22 protein-coding genes, 2 tRNA genes and 1 other RNA gene are annotated in these 21,834 nt (G+C 36.2%); all 25 read left to right on the plus strand.

Going from position 1 to position 21,834, the window contains the following annotated elements; genetic code table 11:
- Positions 1-91: 91 nt before the first annotated feature.
- The 25 genes from JOC73_RS05905 to JOC73_RS06025 all read left to right on the plus strand — a co-directional run bounded on the left by JOC73_RS05905 (position 92) and on the right by JOC73_RS06025 (position 21,775).
- A tRNA-Arg gene (locus JOC73_RS05905) sits at positions 92-168 on the plus strand.
- Positions 169-680: 512 nt separating this feature from the next.
- Positions 681-1,133: a tRNA adenosine(34) deaminase TadA gene (gene tadA / locus JOC73_RS05910; protein ID WP_204401138.1), complete on the plus strand. Its 453-nt coding sequence runs from the start codon at positions 681-683 to the stop codon at positions 1,131-1,133.
- 6 nt (positions 1,134-1,139) lie between these two features.
- Positions 1,140-1,228, plus strand: a tRNA-Ser gene (locus JOC73_RS05915).
- 20 nt (positions 1,229-1,248) lie between these two features.
- An RNA gene (gene ffs / locus JOC73_RS05920) (signal recognition particle sRNA large type) lies at positions 1,249-1,513 on the plus strand.
- A 226-nt stretch (positions 1,514-1,739) separates the two neighbouring features.
- Entirely contained in the window at positions 1,740-2,342 is a 603-nt protein-coding gene (gene yedF, locus JOC73_RS05925) for a sulfurtransferase-like selenium metabolism protein YedF (RefSeq protein WP_204401140.1), read from the plus strand.
- A 21-nt stretch (positions 2,343-2,363) separates the two neighbouring features.
- Positions 2,364-2,630: a DUF3343 domain-containing protein gene (locus JOC73_RS05930; RefSeq protein WP_204401142.1), complete on the plus strand. Its 267-nt coding sequence runs from the start codon at positions 2,364-2,366 to the stop codon at positions 2,628-2,630.
- Between the two features lie 11 nt (positions 2,631-2,641).
- Positions 2,642-3,508, plus strand: coding sequence for a mechanosensitive ion channel family protein (locus JOC73_RS05935; protein ID WP_204401144.1), 867 nt, complete (start codon positions 2,642-2,644; stop codon positions 3,506-3,508).
- 219 nt (positions 3,509-3,727) lie between these two features.
- Positions 3,728-4,363, plus strand: a complete 636-nt coding sequence (locus JOC73_RS05940; RefSeq protein WP_204401146.1) for a response regulator transcription factor — start codon at positions 3,728-3,730, stop codon at positions 4,361-4,363.
- Positions 4,364-4,375: 12 nt separating this feature from the next.
- Positions 4,376-5,416, plus strand: coding sequence for an alpha/beta hydrolase (locus JOC73_RS05945; RefSeq protein WP_204401148.1), 1,041 nt, complete (start codon positions 4,376-4,378; stop codon positions 5,414-5,416).
- A gap of 18 nt (positions 5,417-5,434) precedes the next feature.
- Positions 5,435-6,817 (plus strand): sensor histidine kinase, encoded by a 1,383-nt coding sequence (locus JOC73_RS05950; protein ID WP_204401150.1) that lies wholly within the window; start codon positions 5,435-5,437, stop codon positions 6,815-6,817.
- A gap of 159 nt (positions 6,818-6,976) precedes the next feature.
- On the plus strand, positions 6,977-7,849 hold the full coding sequence (locus JOC73_RS05955) for a CPBP family intramembrane glutamic endopeptidase (protein ID WP_204401152.1): 873 nt from the start codon (positions 6,977-6,979) through the stop codon (positions 7,847-7,849).
- A gap of 199 nt (positions 7,850-8,048) precedes the next feature.
- Positions 8,049-8,249 carry a DUF951 domain-containing protein gene (locus JOC73_RS05960; protein ID WP_204401154.1) on the plus strand — a complete coding sequence of 67 codons (201 nt, stop codon included), beginning with the start codon at positions 8,049-8,051 and terminating at the stop codon, positions 8,247-8,249.
- A 321-nt stretch (positions 8,250-8,570) separates the two neighbouring features.
- Positions 8,571-10,769 (plus strand): RNA degradosome polyphosphate kinase, encoded by a 2,199-nt coding sequence (locus JOC73_RS05965; RefSeq protein WP_204401156.1) that lies wholly within the window; start codon positions 8,571-8,573, stop codon positions 10,767-10,769.
- A complete protein-coding gene (gene ppx / locus JOC73_RS05970) occupies positions 10,744-12,261 on the plus strand; it encodes an exopolyphosphatase (RefSeq protein WP_204401158.1) in 1,518 nt (505 codons plus the stop codon). Before JOC73_RS05965 ends, ppx begins: the two co-directional genes overlap by 26 nt.
- A gap of 204 nt (positions 12,262-12,465) precedes the next feature.
- The gene (gene rpsF, locus JOC73_RS05975; protein ID WP_204401160.1) at positions 12,466-12,750 is read left to right on the plus strand and encodes a 30S ribosomal protein S6; all 285 of its coding nucleotides are present in this window, start codon (positions 12,466-12,468) and stop codon (positions 12,748-12,750) included.
- Positions 12,751-12,770: 20 nt separating this feature from the next.
- Positions 12,771-13,199 carry a single-stranded DNA-binding protein gene (locus JOC73_RS05980; protein WP_204401162.1) on the plus strand — a complete coding sequence of 143 codons (429 nt, stop codon included), beginning with the start codon at positions 12,771-12,773 and terminating at the stop codon, positions 13,197-13,199.
- Positions 13,200-13,216: 17 nt separating this feature from the next.
- Positions 13,217-13,447: a 30S ribosomal protein S18 gene (gene rpsR / locus JOC73_RS05985; RefSeq protein ID WP_204401164.1), complete on the plus strand. Its 231-nt coding sequence runs from the start codon at positions 13,217-13,219 to the stop codon at positions 13,445-13,447.
- A gap of 146 nt (positions 13,448-13,593) precedes the next feature.
- Positions 13,594-14,664: a YibE/F family protein gene (locus JOC73_RS05990; protein WP_204401166.1), complete on the plus strand. Its 1,071-nt coding sequence runs from the start codon at positions 13,594-13,596 to the stop codon at positions 14,662-14,664.
- A gap of 270 nt (positions 14,665-14,934) precedes the next feature.
- Positions 14,935-15,348: a hypothetical protein gene (locus JOC73_RS05995; RefSeq protein ID WP_204401168.1), complete on the plus strand. Its 414-nt coding sequence runs from the start codon at positions 14,935-14,937 to the stop codon at positions 15,346-15,348.
- 72 nt (positions 15,349-15,420) lie between these two features.
- Positions 15,421-16,020, plus strand: coding sequence for a 50S ribosomal protein L25 (locus tag JOC73_RS06000; protein WP_204401170.1), 600 nt, complete (start codon positions 15,421-15,423; stop codon positions 16,018-16,020).
- Positions 16,021-16,124: 104 nt separating this feature from the next.
- Entirely contained in the window at positions 16,125-16,697 is a 573-nt protein-coding gene (locus JOC73_RS06005) for a 50S ribosomal protein L25 (RefSeq protein WP_204401172.1), read from the plus strand.
- Between the two features lie 384 nt (positions 16,698-17,081).
- Positions 17,082-17,393, plus strand: a complete 312-nt coding sequence (locus JOC73_RS06010) for a metal-sensing transcriptional repressor (protein ID WP_204401174.1) — start codon at positions 17,082-17,084, stop codon at positions 17,391-17,393.
- 11 nt (positions 17,394-17,404) lie between these two features.
- Complete coding sequence (locus JOC73_RS06015; protein WP_408626914.1) at positions 17,405-19,867, plus strand: heavy metal translocating P-type ATPase; 2,463 nt, start codon at positions 17,405-17,407, stop codon at positions 19,865-19,867.
- 57 nt (positions 19,868-19,924) lie between these two features.
- Positions 19,925-20,140, plus strand: a complete 216-nt coding sequence (locus JOC73_RS06020; protein WP_204401176.1) for a heavy-metal-associated domain-containing protein — start codon at positions 19,925-19,927, stop codon at positions 20,138-20,140.
- Positions 20,141-20,359: 219 nt separating this feature from the next.
- A complete protein-coding gene (locus JOC73_RS06025; protein ID WP_204401178.1) occupies positions 20,360-21,775 on the plus strand; it encodes a dihydrolipoyl dehydrogenase family protein in 1,416 nt (471 codons plus the stop codon).
- The last annotated feature ends 59 nt before the right edge of the window (positions 21,776-21,834 follow it).

The raw sequence follows: 21,834 nt of genomic DNA on the forward strand, positions 1-21,834 counted from the left end.
CGTCTTTTATTAAATAGTAGGAAATTGATTTTTGTAAATGATTGTGTTAGACTATTAAATGTACAACAAATGAGCACATAAAGTGCCATAGGTTTCCGTAGCTCAGTAGGATAGAGCGTTCGCCTCCTAAGCGAAAGGCCGTGGGTTCGATTCCCGCCGGGAACACCATTTAAGTAGAGACAAAGTCTTACAGACATCGTTTGTGGGACTTTGTTTTTTATAACGAATAGGAAAGTTCTACATTAAATTAATAAAAAAGAGAACTTTTTCGTAAATGAGTTTCAACATAAGTCATCATTTAAATCTTCCGAAGGAAGACTTTGTTCATGGGGATAGTCTATTATTCTTATTCACATGAACTAACGTAGTATATACTGTGGCTCTGTTTAATGCATACGATTTAGAGTAAATGGTATATATTGATACTTGATTGTTATATATACTATGCTATATAATAGATGTAGTGTTAAATTTAATCCCACCAATACTTATATGGGTGGATAGCTGTATACAAGCTGATTAGATGGAAATAATATCAGTATAGATGAGATTGCACAGAAAAACACTGAGAATAATTTGGAATTAAAAAACATGCCATAGAGTATGGACAAGATTAGTCGTATAAGATATACTAGTGCAAGCGGAAGTGCTATGGTACTTTTAGTTTTGGAGGTTGCCCGATGGATGAATATTTTATGGGATTAGCAATAGAGGAAGCAAAGAAAGCCTATGTAATAGGGGAAGTCCCTATTGGAGCTGTTTTAGTACGGAATGGTGAGGTTGTTTCCAAAGCCTATAACCTACGGGAAACTGAGAAAAACGCCACTTACCATGCCGAAATTTTAGCTATAGAAAAAGCTTGTAGAAATTTGAGGGGATGGAGGTTGACAAGTTCCACATTGTATGTTACTATAGAACCCTGCCCTATGTGTGCGGGAGCTATTCTTCAAAGTCGTATAGACCGACTAGTAATCGGAGCAATGGATCCTAAGGCAGGAGCTTGTGGTTCAGTAGTTAATCTATTAGATAACCAAGCCTTTAATCATCAAACTGAGATTGTTGCTGGTGTACGGGAAGAAGAAGCAGCCCAGTTGATGAAGAACTTCTTTAGAGAATTAAGAAAAAAGAAATAAAAACAAGGAGAGGTGTCCGAGTTGGCTAAGGGGCACGCCTGGAAAGCGTGTAAGACCGCAAGGTCCCGCGGGTTCGAGTCCCGCTCTCTCCGCCATTAAAAAGTTTAAAAGTTTGCTGTGCTAGACGGGGAGGTAGCGGTGCCCTGTAACCTGCAACCCGCTGTAGCAGGGTCGAATTCCTCACCTAGGCTTGTTGTATGTAGGGCTGGCCTAAGCAAGTGGTAATGAGAGTTGGGTCCTACGCAATGGAAGCTTACGAACCCCGCCAGGTCCGGAAGGAAGCAACGGTAAGTAATCCCTTTCGTGTGCCGTGGGGCTGCCTAACTTGAGCTAACTGCTTGGGTATCGCCTATGGCAACCTGCCAAAGTGAGGTGCACAGCATTACATATTACGTAATGATAGAACATGAGTATGCAGCTCATGTTCTTTTTGATTTTTATTATAACTAATCACCAGTATTGAAATTATCAATACAAAATGTTGGTATGATAGATAGAAAGAATACTAACTGGGATACAATACGTTGTAGAGGCGTAGGAGGATTGATATACTATAAGGTAGGGAAATAAATAGAAATATATCCGAAAGTAGTAGGAGGGAATTCGATGAATAAACAAGTTGATGCAAGGGGAATGAATTGTCCACTGCCAGTAATACATACAAAAAAAGCATTAGAATCCATAGATGGTGGAGTTGTAACCACCATAGTCGATAATGAAGTTGCCAGAGAGAATGTATCTAAATTAGCCAATAGTCTTTCCTTAAAGACAGAAGTGAAGGAAGGTAGGGGAGAGTACCATATTAATATCTACAAGGATCATTCTATTGATGCGGTAGAGATGATTGATCTACAATGTGATGATGGTAAAAAGCAGGATTTAGTAATCGTTATTACCAGTGATGTGTTCGGCGAAGGAGAAAGGGAATTAGGTAAAGTATTAATGAAGGGGTATATCTATGCCTTGACAGAGGTTCAACCATACCCAAAGGCATTAATTTTTATAAACAGTGGTGTTAATCTTCCAGTAGATGGATCGGATGTGATAGACCATCTAAGGACTTTAGAAGCTAATGGCGTAGAAGTATTATCCTGTGGTGCCTGCTTAGACTACTATAAGCTTAAAGAAAAATTAGTAGTGGGTGGAGTTAGCAACATGTACACAATCGTTGAAAAAATGAATAATGCCCAAAATACAATTAAACTATAGTTAGGAAGTGGAGCATAAAAGATGGAACATAAGGATTTTTGCGTAATCGTATTTGAATCAACTCATTTTGCAATTGCAGCAGAGAGCTTATTAAAGGAAAAGGCATATAAGATAGAGATCATCCCAACCCCTAGGGAAATCACCGCCAGTTGTGGTTTATCCATTAGGTTTGAGGCACAATTATCTAATGAGGTCCAGCGGGAAATGAAGGACGGTAACATTGGAATAAAAGGAATATATCAAATGATTAAGACGGAAAAAGGTAGGGGCTTTAAGCCTATTCCATAAGGAGGTTTAGTATGGTATTAGACACGATTAGAACAGTCTTTGTAGAGACAATGGAGTTTCTGAAGGACCCCAAACAAATGACGATGTTATTTGGCAAGCTATTTAATATTGTAATGATATTGGTGATTGCTAAGGTTAGTATTAAAGTGATTGATGCACTGATTAATAGGTTTATTGATACCCAAAAGAATTTAAAGTTTAAGGTTGATATACCAAGGCTAGAAACAATGAAGGGTGTACTAAAAAGTATTGTCAAGTACACAATCTATTTCATTGCCTTCACCAGTATTATAAAGACCTTTGGTACTGATGTTACGGCCCTAATAACAGCAGCAGGAATTGGGGGTCTAGCTATTGGTTTTGGAGCTCAGAACTTGGTTCGAGATATCATTACTGGTTTCTTCATATTATTTGAAGACCAGTTTGGTGTAGGGAACTATGTAGAGCTGGAAGGAATCCAGGGGATTGTTGAAGATATGGCATTGAGGGTAACTAAAATACGAGGATTTAATGGGGACCTATATATTATTCCAAATGGAGAAATCAAGAAGGTTACCAATAAAAGTAATGGTAAAATGAGGGCTTGGGTGGATATATCTATAGCCTATGAGGAAGATATTGATAATGCAATAAAAGTACTAGACGAAGCTTGTGAGAAACTAAGACAAGAGGATGCTAGAATATTAGAAGGGCCTACTGTACTGGGGGTGAGTAGCCTAGCGGCATCGGATGTTGTGATTTCTGTAATGGCTAAAACTGTGCCAATGGAGCAGTGGGCTGTGGAACGCCTCATGAGAAAGACCTTTAAAGAAGTCTTTGATCAAAAAGGAATAGAAATACCGTATCAAAGACGAGTAGTAATAAATAAAAATCCATAGAAATGAATACTATATATACAATAATTCTAAGACCCTGTTATATTTAAGAGGGTTTTTTTATTACATCCAGCACTCAGCACTAGTATTTAGGCAACCGAAACAATTAACAAAATATATAAAAAAAGTGAAATAAATCAATGAATTTTACAGGATTTTTATGATTACTATAGAATTAAATAAATCAACAATAAGTACTATTTTGAAGAAAGGGACATTGTAATGGAAAAGATAAAAATACTGGTAGTAGAAGATGACTTGGCTTGGATAAAACTTCTGGAAATGCTCTTTAAGATAGAGGGAGATATGGAAATTGTAGCTGCAGTAAAAGAAAAGAAGGAATTTTATGAGATTATAGAAAATGGCAACATAGATGTTATTTTAATGGACATTAATCTTACAAGTAATCAATTAGATGGTATATATATTGCCGCTGAGGTTAGTGGGGTAATAGATGCTAAGATTATTATGCTTACCTCTTTAGAACCTAAAGAAGTTGCACTAGATTCCTTTAATGCAGGAGCAGTAGAATTTCTTTCTAAATCCCATTATAAAAAATTGCCTCAAGTGATTAGGGATGTAATGAACAGAAATACTCCTATGGAGGATTTACTTAAGGATTATAGGCGTTTGAAGGAGCAAGAGATGCTCAGTTGTTTATCAGGTGCTGAAAAAGAGGTGTTCAGTCTAGTGGAACAGGGTTATACAAGGGATGAGATTCGAGAGAAGCTTGTGAAATCTGATAGTACTATAAAAAATCAAATCAATAAAATTATAAGTAAATTGGGGGTGGGTAATGTAAAAGAAGCCATTATAAAAATTAAATGTAGGGGCTTATATAACTCTAAAGAACTTTAATAAGGAGCAGACATGAAAAAATTTATTAGTCAGATGATAGATAGTTATGCTTTAAACAAATTACATAAGAAAAAAAGTAAAAGCTCCCACTATAGAGTGATAACAGGAGAGGCTAACGGTATAGAAAAGCAGAAGCAGTTTTTAAAATTACACAATATACCCCACTTAGATTTTTTAAAGTCTAGGGAAGAGGGGTTATATACTATAGGGACATTTAGATATCCTTCTTTAGTAGAAACAGAGTGGGAATGTAATAATGTCGTTGTAGGTAAATACTTTAATGTAAAAGAAAAGGATCACGATTTCAGCGATTCTTATAGAAAAGATAGAAAAGATAGAAAAGATAGAAAAGATAGAAAAGATAAAGTTAGCGTTATAATGGTACATGGCTGGAGGTCAGAGGGGTTTAGACATTTTGACAAGTTATTTTTACAAGACTTTAGGGATAAAGAGTTTGATATATTTTATTATACCCTACCCTATCATTTAGATCGTCAACCTCCAAATTCCTTATATAGTGGAGAGTATATGATTAGTGCAGACGTAGAAGGGACCCTTCAAGCAATCCAACAGGCGGTGGTAGATTTAAGGGCTTTAGTCCAGTGGATTAAAAAAAATAAGGGCGGGAAGGTATTTCTTATAGGGTTAAGCTTGGGGGGCTTTATTACCAACTTGACGGCGACAATAGAGGCTGATATTGACGGACTGGTTTCAATTATGTATGCCAATGCCCTATCCTTCTCCATATGGAAGACACCTCCTGGAAAATACATAAAAAAAGACCTTGTAAATAATAAATTCACATATGAAAAACTAATCAATTATTGGAATATTATTGACCCCAGTAATTATCCACCCCTATTGGCTAAAGAAAAAATTCTTTTAATCAGTGGAAAATATGATCGGTATGTTTGGCTTGAGGATACAAATAAGCTGTGGTCTAAATGGCAGCAGCCAAAGAGGATTTTGTATAATTGTGGACATGCTGGGATTGTTCTATGTAGAAAACAAATACGTAAAGATGTAATTAATTTTGTGGATAAATTGATTTAAAGGGGGGTAGCTTTCTATATGATTTTTGTAGTGATACTGTTGTGGACGCTGTCTGCTATTGTGTTAGTATATGGTCGTAAAGAAGAGTCCAATAGATGGCTCGGTGCCCTTACTTTTCTTACAGGATGTGGGGCTTTGGCAGTAGTGCTAGAAGAATATGGGATACAAGTTGTAAATACTTATATAGGGGTGGGCAATACCAATAACTATGTGATGTACAGTTTAATTGGTTTTTCTTCTTCTTTATCCCATCACTTTGCGCCCTATGCTTTATTGATGTATGGAATAAATAATACACTTATATTTCAGAAACGGTTCAAGCGTTGGAAAAATAAACTTAAAATAGTACTCCTTATACCACCAATAATGATGTATATGCTCTTTCCTTTTATGGGGGGGTATAATCCATCTTTTAAAATCCTAACCATTTGGGTAGCACCTTATGTAATTATGGCAAATTTATTATTATTCTTAACCTTTATAATAACACCATCTCCAGTGGAAAAACAACAGAAATTATTCAACTGCCTAATCGTTTCACCTATTACTCTGTACGCTTTATATTCCAACTTTATCCTGAGGATATTTAATAATCATGAAGCATGGAGGTTCCACCGTTGGTTTGTAATCCTACAGTTTACTTTATTTATAATATTTAGTGCCAGACACGGGGCCTTGGGAGTGAAGATCAAGTTTGAGAAGCATCAATTGGAAAGAACCAGAAGGTCGATTTCTTCAGGTACTGCCATCATTAGTCATACAATTAAAAATGAGATTGGAAAAATTTCTATGGGGGCTGAGAGTATTCGACTCTATTGCAATGAACCTAATGAACATATTAATACTTCCTTAGAGATTATTAATGATTCTACTAACCACCTATATGCTATGATTAGTAGAATCAATGTGCAGATGTCAGATATTATATTAGATAAATCATATAACAATGTTAAGGATATTGTAGATACAGCTATCAATATGGTGGGTTGTTCCATTAAGAAAAAGAGTATTACTGTGGAAACAAACTATTATGAAGCTGATGTGGTTTGGTGTGACGAAATACATATTCGGGAAGTATTGATTAATATATTAAAGAATGCTATAGAAGCAATGGAGCAAAATGGTCAAATAAAGATTACTTTATGCAAGGGAAAGAGGGGAATTTCCTTATCCATAAGCGATAATGGTAAAGGAATCCCTAAAGAAAATTTAGAGAAGGTATTAGACCCATTTTTTACAACCAAGAAACTTACCCTTAACTTTGGCTTAGGATTATCCTATTGTTATAATGTAATGGAAAGACATGGTGGTAGACTAGAGCTAATTAGTGAAGTAGGAGTAGGGACAACAGTACTATTACACTTTTCTACAAAAAGAAAACTGTGGAATCTGTTTAATTAACGATCTCTATTACTATTAATTCTTGTTTTGTAATAATTATACATTATTATGGACCATCATTCAGTTTAAACCCTAGTATCAATATGTTAATATGTAGATAGCATATTTCTTCTCATACTAGAGTAAAAATGTAATATTTGGAAAAGAGGGGGTTAATAAATGAAGAAATTTTTAAAAACATTTGGATGGATTCTGTTATACCTATCGATCTATTTTACCCTACAGGTAATCTATACAATCGTAGCAGGTATTATAGTCGCCGTCAAATTAATAGTCCAAAACCCTGGTATTACGTCAGAGGAAGTTCAACAAAAGATACCACTTTTAATAGCACAGCAAACAACTTTAGCGATTATTGTCAGCTCAATACTAGCTTTTGGTCTATATTATCTAATCATTAAAGCCCGCAAGGAGAGCTTCTTTGAAGTATGTCAGTTCACCAAAATTTCTTGGAAAAATGCAGCTTTATTTGTACCTGTAGGAATTGGTATGGTATTTATTAATGGATTCCTATTGTCGTTGATCCAAAAAACAGAGGTGATGGATGATGCTTTTTCAAAGCATATTGACCTGATGGAACAGCTGTTAAGTGGTAGTCCAATCCTCTTATATCTGGCGGTAGCTATTGCAGCACCCTTCATTGAAGAAATTATCTTTAGAGGGCTAATCCTAAAGGAACTTAGAAAAAATCTATCTATTAAATGGGCTATTGTTATTCAGGCCATACTATTTGCCCTATACCATATGCAATTGGTACAAGGTATTTATACTTTCTTTATGGGAATTCTGCTGGGGTTAGTATGTGTTTGGTTTAAATCAATATGGCCAGCCATCATTATTCATCTATTTAATAATCTTATCAGTGTTATTTTATCTAGAATGACTAATGTGGAAATCTTGAATAAGCTGGAGATACCGATTCTTATTGTAAGTCTTGGTGTATTGGTATCTGTCGTGATATATGCTCATCGTAATAGAGAACTTGAAGTAGAGGAAATAGAAGAAAATATAGAAGTGCCTGTAAATATGTAAGAAAATAGGCTAAAAAAAAGCAACTAACACGATTGTTATAAAAATTGTCTAGTTGCTTTTGTTCACATTGGGCATTTTTTATTTATCAGGGAAGCGATGTTCTATAAAATGTTAATAATGTTTTCTACAGTGGGCTGTAATTATATCGCCAAATAGTCTACAATAATAGTAATAGATGATATAGAAGGGAAGGGGAATAATGCCAATTAAATTTGAAGTAGGAGATGTCGTAGAATTGAAGAAGCAACACCCATGTGGAAATCATCATTTTGAAATTTTGAGGACGGGGGCAGACTTTAGGATTAAATGTGTAAAGTGTGAAAAACAGTTATGGCTAGCAAGACCGGAAATAGAGAGAAGAACAAAAAAAATACACCCTAAGAATGAGGGGAACGAATAAAGGAGAGTGGCTATTGCCACCCTCCTTTATCATTGTAAGGGGGAGATTGGGATGAATAAATGTTATATTGTGGGGGCTATCTCATTAATATATTTGCCTCATTTGTAAAAAAATATACGATAATTATAAAAAATATTTTAAGCTTCTTAAATGATAACTAAATAATCGGGTAAGGAATTAATAGGAAACTTTCAGGCAGGATAATTAAATAGATTGTAGTATTATTATGGTTGTATATAAAAATAATAATAAAATAACCATAGCAAGAAAATATATAAGATTTTGAGGGATAGAATATTATTTTTATGAGGATGATGAAGGGTGAACAGTAAAGATAACCTATTTAATAAAGAGGAATACTATCTAAACCGTGAGTTGAGTTGGCTAGAATTTAACGACCGTGTAATAAAGGAGGCTAAAGACAACAAAAATCCTTTATTTGAGAGATTAAAATTTTTAGCCATAGCAGGGTCCAATTTAGATGAGTTTTTTATGGTAAGGGTGGCATCCCTAAAGGATCAGGTGAATGCAGAATATACCAAGCCAGACCCGGCAGGATTAAAACCAAAGGAGCAATTAAATCAAATATCCCAACGGGTACATCGGATGGTTCATGAACAATACAATGCTCTAAATAGAGGACTGCTACCAAAGTTAAAAAAGAATAACATTAATATCGTTAATAGTAAATCTTTGATGGAGGAACAAAGACAGTTTCTACAGGAATACTTTGATAGTACAGTCTATCCAGTATTGACTCCTATGGCAGTGGACGCTTCTCGTCCCTTTCCCCTGATCCTTAACAAAAGCCTCAATATAGGTATATTAATGGATCAACAAGTGGAGGAAGGAGAATTAATATTTGCAACAGTACAGGTACCAGCAGGATTACCAAGGCTAATCGAATTGCCTTCTAGTCTAGAGAAGGGGGTAGAGCTGATTTTCCTTGAGGATGTCATCAAAATGAATGTCAGTAGTTTGTTTTCTGGATATAAGATTGTTTGTGCTTCAGCATATCGTATTACACGGAATGCTGACTTGAGTATAGAAGAAGAGGAGGCAGAGGATCTACTAAAGGAAATAGAAAGGTCCTTACAAAAAAGAAAATGGGGAGCAGCGGTAAGATTAGAAATTGAGCAAAGTAGTCATGCTGCCTTAGTAAAAATACTAAGAGATTCCTTAGAGATCCATGAGAAGGATATTTACCACATAAAAGGTCCCCTAGATTTAACGTTCTTATGGAAAATTTATCGGAGGAAAGGATTTGAACATTTAAAATATCCAGAATATATACCGACTATTCCTCCAGTTCTCGTGGATGAGGAGGACCTATTTGAAGTGATTAGACAACAGGATCTATTATTGCATCATCCCTATGAATCCTTTGATCCGATAGTAGAATTTGTTGAAAAGGCATCGAAAGACCCAAATGTATTGGCGATCAAACAAACCCTCTATAGAGTAAGCGGAGATTCACCCATTATTAAAGCACTGGCAGAGGCCGCCAAGAGGGGGAAACAGGTGACAGTTTTGGTGGAGCTAAAGGCAAGATTTGATGAAGAGGTAAACATCCACTGGGCTAAAAAGCTAGAACAATCGGGGTGTCATGTAATCTATGGACTGGTGGGTCTAAAAACCCACTGCAAAATGACTTTAGTGGTTAGAAAAGAGGCGGAAGGGATGGTTCGTTATGTCCACTTAGGAACGGGTAACTATAATGATATCACAGCAAAGCTCTATACCGATGTGGGACTACTAACGGTGAATGAAGAGATCGGAGCCGATGTCACAGCACTATTCAACATGCTTTCAGGCTATTCTTACCCACCAGAATTAAGTAAAATTGCTGTAGCCCCCTTAAATTTAAGAGAAAAGTTCTTGGAATTGATCTATAGGGAAGCAAAAAATGCAGAGTTGGGAAGGGATGCAAGAATTATTGCCAAAATGAATTCTTTGGTGGACAAGCATATTATACAAGCCCTATATTATGCCTCTACTAAAGGAGTAAAAATTCATTTAATCGTTCGGGGCATATGTTGTTTAAGACCTGCAATACCAGATGTGAGCGAAAATATTACAGTTACCAGCATAGTCGGGAGGGTTTTGGAACATAGTCGCATATACTATTTCTACAATGATGCTGCGGAAGAGGTCTATATATCCAGTGCTGACTGGATGCCAAGGAATCTTGATCGACGGGTGGAAGTATTAGTCCCTATAGAAGATAAAGGAATTAGAAATAGAATCGTAAAGATGCTCACAATTGAAATTAATGACAATGTAAAGACAAGAGTACTTAATTCCCAAGGGATATACCATAAAATCGATAAACGAGGAAAACAACTAATAGATACCCAGAGATATTTTTTTAGCTTGGCTTCAAAGCAGTGGCAACAGCAACAAAGGGAAAGAAAACAGTTGATTTTTGAACTAAAGACGATGTGTGGAGCAACAACAATGGATAAAGTAGAGGAAAAAGAAGGTGGGGATTCTGATGGAAAAGAAATTTGCCATCATTGACTTAGGTTCCAATTCGGTACGAATGATTATTATGAAAATAGATCAAGACCATTCCTATAGGATGATAGACGAGGCTAAGGAAATGGTGAGGCTTAGTGAAGGAATGGGAAGAGAGATGATTCTAAAGCCTACCCCTATTAAAAGAACCATTAAAGCCTTAAAACTGTTTAAAAAGCTACTGGAGGTACATCACGTAGATGAAGTATTTTTAGTGGCTACAGCAGCAGTGCGAAATGCCATAAACCAAAAAGAATTCTTACAAATAGTTTATACAGAGACGGGATTTGAATTTGAAGTGATTACAGGGGAAAAAGAGGGCTATTACGCCTACTTAGGGGTAATCAATACCATAGACATAAATGAGTGTGTAATTATCGATGTAGGTGGGGGCAGCACTGAACTGGTACTGGTGGAGAATCGGCAGATTAAAGAGGCCATTAGCTTCCCCTTTGGGGCCGTAATTCTGACTGAAGGTTATTTAGATAGAAAGCAGGAATCGACGGAAAAAATGAAACAACTGGAGGAGTATATTGCAAAGCAATTTAAAAAGGTAGATTGGCTGAAAAAAGCAGTAGGCCTACCGGTGGTGGGGATTGGAGGAACAGCTAGAACCCTAGCGAAAATCAACAAAAATGAAATTGAATTTCCCTTAACTAGCCTCCACAACTACCAAATTACCAGCAAAGAAATGATTGCCGCCTTCAATAAGGTCAGTAAAGCTAAGATCCATGAAAGAAAAAATATCCCTGGAGTTAACAAAGAGCGGGCAGACATTATAGTAGGGGGAATTGTCCCCATAAAGTGTTTAGTAGAATATTTGAAGGCAGATAAACTAATTATCAGCGGTAATGGATTGAGGGAGGGGGTATTCTTCGAAAAATACATACTGGAATGTTATCCTGTTAATCGATTATTAAAGGATGTCCTCCATCATAGTATTAATAATGTTTTAAGGAACTATGATGCTAATATTATACATAGTTACCATATTAGAAAGTTGGCTCTTTCCATCTTTGACCAGATGACCGATCTGCATGGCTTGGGGAAAGAAGAAAGAAAACTACTATCGGCAGCAGCACTACTGCATGATATTGGTAACTACGTGGACTATTACAACCACCAAAAGCACGGATTTTATCTAGTGCTAAACTCCAGATTAAATGGTTTGAGGAATAGAGAGCTGGTGATGTGCGCCTTTATCGTAGCTATGCATAGGGAAGTGGATTTTAGAAGGGACTGGAAATCCTATAGTATGCTGATTTCAAAAAAAGACTTTGAGATAATTATAAAACTTAGTATATTTCTTAATATAGCTGAAAAACTAGATAGAAGTGAGGCCCGTATCATAGAAGATGTGGAGTGTTTAATAGAGGGGGAGCGAGTCCAAATAAAAGTGAAATCTGCTACTTCACCAGAACTGGAGATTTGTACAGCCTATAAGGTACAAAAGGCTTTTAAAAAAGCCTTTAATCGTGATCTGGAGATTATATAACAGCATAGATTTTGGCTATAATATTTTAGTATAGGACTTAATTTAAGAGAGATATGGAAAACAGGTAATAAAATATATAATAAAAATATTAAAAAATCATTGAAATTAAGGCTACATAATGATATAATCTTTTAATGTGAGAAAAACATTTCTCTCTGCCTTGCCAAAGAGCAAGGCCGCTAAGTCCAAAGGGAGGTGGAAAAGATGAACAAGTACGAATTAATGTACATTCTTAAGCCAAGCACTGAAGAAGAAAAAAGAACTCAACTATTAGAGAAATTCAAAGGTATTGTTGAAGCTGATGGTGAAGTTGAGAACGTTGATGAGTGGGGTAACAGAAAGTTAGCTTACGAAATCAGCAAAGTTAATGAAGGATACTACGTATTAGTAAACTTCAATTCTTCAGCTGATGTGCCGAAAGAATTAGACAGAAACTTAAAGATTGCTGACGAAGTAATCAGACATATGATCACTAGATTAGAAGCGTAATACAATAAGGTGGTGTAACGATGAATAGTGTTGTGTTAATCGGACGTTTAGCAAGAGATCCAGAGTTACGATTTACTACCAGCGGAAAAGCTGTAGCCACCTTTAGTGTTGCAGTGAATAGAGCCTTTTCAAAGACGAAAGAGGCAGACTTTTTTAACATTGTGGTTTGGGGTAAAAGCGCTGAGAACTGTGCCAATTACTTAGCTAAAGGACGTTTAGTAGGTATTAATGGTAGATTACAAAGCCGTTCCTACGAGACTCAAAATGGGGACAAAAGATATGTTACTGAAGTAGTGGCAGATCAAGTTGAATTCCTAGAGTGGGGAAATCGTGAGAATAATCAAAATCAAAACCAATCGCAATCAGGTTCTTTTAATGACTTTAATTCAGCTGATATAGATCTAAACGATTTTGAAGCAGTTGACGATGACGAAGATATTCCATTCTAAGATAAGGAGGGAAACCAATGATCAACAAGAAAAAGCGTAGAAGTAAAAAGAAAATTTGTACTTTTTGTGCGGACAAAGTAACTACTATGGACTACAAAGAAGTTCAAAAGTTAAAGAAGTACATTACTGAGCGTGGTAAAATTCTTCCAAGAAGAATCTCAGGAAACTGTGCAATTCACCAAAGAGAATTAACTAAGACTATCAAAAGAGCTAGACATATGGCTTTAATTCCATATACAGTAGATTAGTCATAAAATAACGGGGAGTGGTCAAAAGACTGCTCCCTTTTTGAGTGGAAATTTTTAATTAAATAAAGTATTAATATCCCCCTATCTCTATTAATATATATTCAGTAGACTATAATATCTACTTTACTACAGAGGAGGAGTCTACAATGAATAAAAAGAGTTTAATTGCTCTGGTACTCATCTTTTCAATGCTAATAAATACTTTTTCCGCATATGGAAATGAAGATGTAGAATATATAAAGGCTAAAGCAACGGTCTTGAAGGTAACAACAGAGCAACAAGGGGAAGTAATGATTCAGCATGTTGAAGCAAGGATTTTAGAAGGGATATATGAAGGGAATACTGTGGATTTTTCCCATAAACTCATAAAAGGTTCTCCATACAATATAGCCTTAGAAAAAAACATGAAGATTTATGTGCAACTGGCAATGAATAATGGTAAGTTGGAGAATATTAGCTTTAGAGATATATCTAGAGAAGGATATATTACAATTTTATTTGCATTATTTTTTATACTCATTATTTTATTTGGGGGGTTTACGGGATTAAGATCCTTTATAGCCCTTGGTATCACAGCCTTTTGTATTTTAAAAATCTTTATGCCCATGATTATAAAGGGATATGGCTTTATCATTACTACAATTTTAGTATGTAGTATCATTATTATCGTCAGCTTTATTCTGATTAGTGGATTCAGTAAGAAAAGCTTCACCGCCATTGCTGGCACCATAGGAGGTACAATATTGTCTGGAGTTTTAGCGCTTTATTTTGGGAATTTGATTCAACTTACAGGGATTTCTGATGATACCATACAAATGCTGGTTACCCATACAGAATTAGATATTGATTATAGGGGATTACTCTATAGTGGGATAACGATCGGCGTATTAGGAGCAGTGATGGACGTTAGCATGACCATTACATCTGTAATATGTGAAATTAAGAAGGCCAATAGTAAAGCAAGAATCAGCACCTTATTTTTATCAGGACTTTCGGTGGGAAGAGATATCATGGCAACAATGACCAACACTTTAATATTGGCCTATGCCGGTACTTCTTTGCCATTGTTATTTTTCTTCACCTTATCTAATATGCCAATCGTAGACCTCATTAATTCACAATTTTTAGCTACAGAAATACTACGCTCCTTGAGTGGGAGTATAGGACTAATTTTAACCATTCCCATTACCTCCTTTATTGCTGCCATCAATAGTTGATGGAATAATAAAAGATGTGACTAAAATTTAAGCAGGATTTAAAACCTAATAATAGAATAAATAGTATAGGGTGAAAAGAGGTAATAGATCCATAGGATAATCATTTCAGAGAATATCTGATCAATTGGTAGGAAAACCTACAGATATATAATAAACCTAAAACTATGAAATGATTACTTATAATCTATTAAGAATCTACATATTCATTGTAAAATAACATAATAGTCAGGCACACTCCCTAGAGAAAAGGGAAAAATAAGGAGGATAAAGATGAGTTACGTATTGGTGGAAAATAAAATGTATGATAGTGAAGAAATACTTAATAGAATTAAAGAAAAACATCCCTTCAAAGTCGTAAAGGATATAACAAAGGGTTCTAAAAGGGACGATACCCTTGTATACCAAATAATCCATGATGTTGTCCATTTGAAGGAGGAAATCCTATTAGATACTACTGAGCCCATAGAGCAGGAGGATTTAGTTGAAGAATTAATGAATCTCGCAGATGAAAAGGTGGCAATGATAGAGGACCTTTTATCGGGTGCCTTTATTTGTTATAGTTATTCTTATCATTATGATGACGGATTGGAGGAAATAAAAAGTATTTTTATTGCTTGCGATGAATCGGTGGGGGATTTAAGATTATCAGATATAGCAGAAAGAATCTTAAAATCCATCGATTAAATAGAGTTTGGTGGGGGTGTCCTGTACTGTTGGGATACTCTCTTCAAATCAAATCTAAAGGGGGAATTTAATATGGCAACACCACTATTACAAGTCTACCAAAGAGAAATTGTAGGGAAGAACAGTGTTGCAAAGCAGAGAAAAAAAGGAAAAATACCAGGGATTTTATACAGCAGGGGAAAAACCACCCAACTTATCTTTATGAAGGAAAGAGACATAGAAAAAATATTAAGCAAGTATGGTAGCACTAGAATCGCCGTAAGTTTAGAGGGAGAAAAAAGCTTTGCGGTGATTAAAGAAATTCAGAGGGAAAATTTAAAAAACCAGATATTACATGTGGATTTACAAACTTTACGAGATGATCAAAAGATAAAACTTACCCTTCCAATACACTTCGTCAATAGAGAAGCTGTTGAGAACAGTAGTCAATTCTTACAAACGATACATAATGAAATAGACATTCAAACCTATCCTAAATACATTCCCGATAAAATAGAAGTAGATGCAAAGCTTTTAAATAAAAAGGATGCAATAACAGTGAAAGATCTACAAATATTAAACAGTGAGCATATTGAGGTTTTTCTTGAAAAGGATGCCATCATCGCTAATATGAGCTATGTAGGACAAAAGGAGGAGCCTCAAGAAGAAGAAAATCTTTTAATGCTTATATAACAAAAAACGCACCTCTATCTCTCCAATTTATGCCAGATAATAGAGTATAAAAAAACTCTAATTGGTTATAATTCTTTAATAAATTGAAGAGGAGAGGTGTTTTTATGCAATCAATTACAAGCGAAGTTCGCAATAATGTGGGTAAGAATGAAAGTCATCGTGTAAGATTTGATGGATACGTGCCATCAGTGATTTATGGTCGAAATATGAATACTGTGCCAATCAAAATAGATAAGAGGGAATTACAGTCCTTATTAAGAAATCATGGGGAAAATGGAATCATTCAAGTCGAAATGGGTGGAGAAAATCATACTGTATTAATCAAGGAAGTTCAAAGGGACCCAGTGACTAAAGAAATCATTCATTTAGATCTACAACAAGTAAGTTATGATCAAAAGATACATGTTAAAGTACCAATAGTGTTAAAAGGAAGAAATTATGTTGAAAGAGGAGGAGTCATCCTACAACAACAACTACAAGAGTTAGAGGTGGAATGCTTTGCTGGAAATATACCTCAAAAGCTTGAGTATGATGTAACCAGCCTTACCAGAGGGGACGCCTTAAGGGTAGCAGACATGGAGTTTGGAGAAGAGTTTCACATTATTCAGGACCCCCAATCCATCATTGCGTCCTTTGCAAGGGTTGAAAAGGCTTTAGACGAAGTAGTGGAGGAGTAACACAAAGGTCTCTCATATAATAAAAAAAATTTTAAAAGATATGCAAAAAACAAGGCATCATCCCAGTAGATGGGATGATGCCTTTAGTTTATTAAAGTGTCTGAGGGAATCCTTTTCATCCAATGCATTGGCAAAATCCTCTGTAGCTTCCAATTGATAACACATATAAATTCCTCCTTGGAATATAATTATTGATTAAGCGAGAAACATAAGTACATAAATAGTATAAACAAGCAAATTATAAAGATAGAATAATTTCTCGTAAAAAAGTCTCAATAAAAAAGATCTATTCGATATACGAAAAAAATTTTCCCTTAATCATAGAAAATATTATTTGCATACTATAGGGGGGTATGGTATCCTAAAGTAGAGGAGGTGTTTGCAATGAAGGAAGAAAAATTGGGACGTTCGAATTATAAGGTCCCCAGCGAAGAGTCCCTTAAAATACAAAAGTCCATTACTGATCGTTTAAGTCGAGTGGAGGGTCAAGTAAGAGGAATTAAAAATATGATTGAAAAAGGTACCTATTGTAATGATGTGATTAATCAGATAGAAGCATCCCGATCGGCCCTTAGTTCCATCGCTTTGATTTTGATGGAGGGACATCTAAAAAATTGTATATCAGAACAAATCAAAAACGGTGATGAGAGTGCCATTGAAGAAGTGTTGAAGACGGTTAAAAAATTGATGAAGTAATGATAGGAGGAATGACTATGAAGCTAGTTCAGAAAACTTTGCTGGCGGAGGGCATGACCTGTGCTGCTTGTGCTAAAGCCATTGAACGAAACCTTTCGAAAATGGAGGGGGTTACCAGTGCAGCAGTGAATTACGCCAGTGAAAAAGTGACGATAGAGTATGATGAAGAAAAAGTAAGCCTAGATGATATGGTTACTAGGATTACTAAGCTAGGATATGGACTGAAGGAAGAAAATCATTTAAGGGAGATTAGTATTCCTATTGAGGGAATGACCTGAGCCTCCTGCGTCAGTGCGGTGGAGCGTGCTCTACGAAAACTAACGGGTATAGTGGAGGCAGATGTAAACATAGCCACTGAAAAGGCCCAAATCAGATATGATAGTAATGTACTAAGGATTTCTCAAATTAAGCAGGCCATTGAAAAGGCAGGTTACAAGCCCCTTGATCTAGAGATGGAGAGTAAGGTTGACCAAGAAGGTGAAAAAAGGGAGAAGGATATCAAGACCCTTTGGAATAAGTTTGTGATTTCAGCCATCTTCACATTACCGCTACTGTATATCGCCATGGGTCATATGGTGGGGGCACCATTGCCAGTATTTTTAGACCCCCATCCCAACGCCCTTAATTTTGCCATTACTCAATTACTTTTAACAATTCCAGTATTGGTGGCGGGACAGAAGTTTTACACTGTTGGATTTAAAGCACTAATCAGAAGAAATCCAAACATGGATTCATTGATTGCCATAGGCACCAGTGCTGCCTTCCTTTATGGAATCTATGCCATTATGGAGATCCTTAACGGAAATCATCATATGGTGATGGAGCTGTACTTTGAAACAGCAGCAGTAATCATTACACTAATTTTACTAGGTAAATATCTAGAGGCGGTTTCGAAGGGTAAGACATCCGAAGCCATCAAAAAGCTTATGGGAATGCAACCAAAGACAGCTCTAATATTCCAGGATGGGCAGGAAATGGTCATTCCAATTGAAGAAGTAGAAGTGGGAGATATTGTTATTGTAAAGCCTGGGGAGAAAATCCCCGTCGATGGTACTGTAGTAGAAGGATATACATCTGTAGATGAGTCAATGCTCACAGGAGAAAGTATCCCAGTAGAAAAGAGAAAAGGAGATCCTGTTATCGGGGGAAGTATCAATAAAAATGGTTCTATCCAGTTCCAGACGACAAAGGTTGGTAAAGATACAGCCCTATCTCAAATCATTAAGCTAGTGGAGGATGCCCAAGGTTCAAAGGCACCGATTGCTAAGATGGCGGATATTATTTCTGGTTACTTTGTACCGATTGTTATTGGAATTTCTATTCTTGCATCTGTTCTATGGTATTTTTCTGGAGAATCGGCAGTATTTGCCCTTACAATCTTTATTTCGGTATTGGTGATTGCTTGCCCTTGTGCCTTAGGTCTAGCAACCCCTACAGCTATTATGGTGGGAACAGGTAAAGGTGCAGAGAATGGAGTATTGATTAAGGGTGGAGAAGCCCTAGAAACAGCCCACAAGATTGAGACGGTAGTATTTGACAAAACAGGTACCATCACTGAAGGTAAGCCAAGGGTGACGGATATCGTGACTAAGAATATTTCAGAGGAAGAGTTATTAATGATGGCGGCTTCTGCTGAAAAGGGTTCTGAGCATCCATTAGGGGAAGCGATTGTTAGAGCCCATGAGGAAAGAAAATTAGACTTGAAAAAAGTAGATGACTTTATGTCGATCCCTGGTAGAGGGATTGAAGTATCAATAGAAGGTAAGAAATTACTATTGGGTAATAAAAAACTTATGGTGGAGAAAAATATATCTATAGGTTTAGAGGATGAGTCAAACCGTCTGGCCAATGAAGGTAAAACACCAATGTATGTTGCCCTCAACCAAGAGTTGGTGGGAATTATAGCAGTAGCCGACGTTGTAAAGGAAAACAGTAAAAAGGCTATTGAAAAGCTACACCAAATGGGAATTGAAGTAGCTATGATTACTGGAGACAACAAACTGACAGCCAATGCCATTGCAAAACAAGTGGGGATTGATATTGTATTAGCGGAAGTACTTCCAGAAGATAAGGCCAATGAAGTGAAAAAGCTACAAGGAAAAGGTAAAAAGGTTGCAATGGTTGGAGACGGAGTAAACGATGCTCCAGCATTAGCCCAAGCAGATGTAGGGATTGCCATTGGTTCTGGTACTGATGTTGCAATGGAATCTGCTGATATTGTCCTTATGAGAAGTGATTTAGTAGATGTTGTAACAGCTATTCAATTAAGTAAGAGTACCATCAGAAACATCAAGCAAAATCTTTTCTGGGCATTTGCCTACAATACGGCGGGAATTCCTTTAGCGGCAGGGTTGGTATATCTGTTTGGAGGACCATTGCTTGACCCAATGTTCGCGGCAGGTGCTATGGCCTTAAGCTCTGTATCTGTAGTAAGTAATGCCCTCAGATTGAGGAATTTTAAACCACAATTATAAATACCAAATAAATAAGTAATCTGAGCAAGGTAAATATAAATTAAGGAGGAATCAAAAATGAAAAAGCAAATCAAAATCGAAGGAATGTCCTGTGGACACTGCTCCAATCACGTGAAGAACGCTTTAATGGAAATCGAAGGAGTAAAGGATGTAGTGGTGAATTTAGCAGATAAGAATGCCGTCGTTGAAGTAGCAGACAATGTTACTGATGCAAGCATGAAGGAAGCTATTGAAGAGGCTGGATATGATGTAATGGGATTTGAAAATATATAAAACAAGAACATCAAAAATTTATATTTAAAAAAAGCAGACTATATTGTCTGCTTTTTTTAGTAGCAACTTCATCTTTCCCACTTAAATCTATTAATTTTATAAATATTCTTAATTTTAATGGGTAAAAGCTATAGAAATACTAATATATTGTAAGAAGATAAAGATGCAAATATACAAACACTTTAGTAAAAAATAAGGAAAAGAGGGGGGAGGTAAAGCATGAAATATGATTACGATATTATTGTAATTGGAGCTGGTAGTGCTGGATTGGTAATTGCAGCAGGAGGAGCTAGCCTTGGTGCAAAAGTTGCACTGGTGGAAGAAAGCAAAATGGGTGGAGATTGTTTAAATACAGGATGTGTACCAAGTAAAACATTTTTAAAGAGTGCCCACCTGGCAAAAGATATACAGTTATCTCATAAATTTGGGATAAATGCTTCCTTAAATAATGTTAACTTAGAAAATGTAATGAATCGGGTAAAATCGGTAATTAAATCCATTGAGCCCCATGATTCTAAGGAGAGGTTTGAGGGTTTGGGGGTTGATGTTTTCCTAAAAAAGGGTAAACTAATGGATAATCATAGAGTTTCTATAGGGGAGCAATTTATTACAGGAAAGTACATTGTTATTGCAACCGGGGCCAAACCATCTATTCCCAATATAAAAGGATTAGATGAGGTTTTCTATCTTACCAATGAAAACGTGTTTGGCCTTAAAAAGCTTCCAACACATCTAATTGTATTGGGGGGTGGCCCTATCGGACTTGAGCTTGGCCAAGGATTTAGACATCTTGGGTCCAAGGTGACAATCATAGACAAGCATTCTGATATTTTTCATAAGGATGACCCAGAGGTAGGACCCTGGATGAAGGAGAAATTCCTTCGAGATGGAATGGATTTGCAGTTAGGCGCATCTATTTTACAGGTAAAACAAGACGGGGATGATGTGGTGGTTGTAATAGAGGCAGATGGCCAGAGTAAAGAAATAAGAGGAGATCAGCTGCTAGTTGCTTTAGGAAGAAGGCCTTCGTCACAAAACTTAGGCCTTGAAGAAATAGGGGTGGAGATGGATGAAAAAGGATACATTAAAGCTAACGCTAAACTACAGACAAATATTAAAAATATTTATGCCTGCGGAGATGTAACCGGACCATATCAATTTACCCATATGGCTGGATATCAAGCCTCTATAGTACTTAAAAATATTGTTTTTAAGCTCAATGCAAAAGTTGATTATTCGGCTGTTCCATGGACAACCTACACAAAACCAGAAGTCTCTCATGTTGGTTATACAGAGCAACAGGCAAAGTCCCTAGGGATGTTTAAGGACTATCTAATAGTAGATTTAGCAGATAATGATCGGGCCAAATCAGAGAATGATGAAGGATTCATTAAGCTAATTTTAGGCAGAAATAAGCGAATCATTGGAGCAACAGTAATCAGTGATAAAGCTGGTGAAATGATACCAGTTGTCACCTTGGCCATTAAGAAAAAACTAAGCTCTTCAATATTTCTAAATATGATATTTGCTTATCCTACTGAGTCAGAGATCTATAAGATTGCCGCTCTTAAGAAAGCCAAGGAATCTTTTAAAGATTGGCATAAAAAAATAATTAAATTCATTTTTTTAAGATGAGGGAAAAAATTTCACTATAGTAGGGTCAGTAAAGGTGCTAATAACTACAAACATAAAAA

The organism is Alkaliphilus hydrothermalis (assembly GCF_016908555.1).
In the GTDB taxonomy this organism is placed as follows: Bacteria; Bacillota; Clostridia; order Peptostreptococcales; family Natronincolaceae; genus Alkaliphilus; species Alkaliphilus hydrothermalis.